The sequence below is a fragment of the Ilumatobacter nonamiensis YM16-303 genome (genome assembly GCF_000350145.1).
GTDB lineage: Bacteria > Actinomycetota > Acidimicrobiia > Acidimicrobiales > Ilumatobacteraceae > Ilumatobacter_A > Ilumatobacter_A nonamiensis.
Genome location: NZ_BAOL01000341.1, coordinates 1 through 385, shown reverse-complemented (window position 1 = coordinate 385; position 385 = coordinate 1). Strand labels below are relative to the sequence as shown.

1 protein-coding gene is annotated in these 385 nt (G+C 59.2%); it reads right to left on the bottom strand.

Annotated elements, in window-relative coordinates; genetic code table 11:
- Window positions 1-385: GTP-binding protein (locus ON45_RS20555; RefSeq protein ID WP_040496662.1), on the bottom strand; the 385-nt coding region annotated here is incomplete at both ends.

Sequence of the window (385 nt, the reverse complement as noted above, 5' to 3'; positions counted from 1 at the left end):
TCACGCAAACCAACGATCTCGATCTCATCGCCGGTGTGGATGATCCCCTGCTCCACCTTGCCGGTCACGACCGTGCCACGACCCGTGATCGTGAACACATCCTCGATCGGCATCAAGAACGGCTTGTCCAGATCACGCTGCGGATCCGGGATGAACTCATCACAGGCCGCCATCAACTCCATGATCTTCTCCTGCGCCGCCTCATCACCCTCCAACGCCTTCAGGGCGCTGACTTGGATGACCGGAGCATCATCGCCCGGGAACTCGTACTCCGTCAGCAGCTCACGCACCTCGAGCTCGACCAGTTCGAGAAGCTCTTCGTCATCGACCATGTCCGACTTGTTCAACGCACACACGATGTACGGAACACCCACCTGACGCGCCA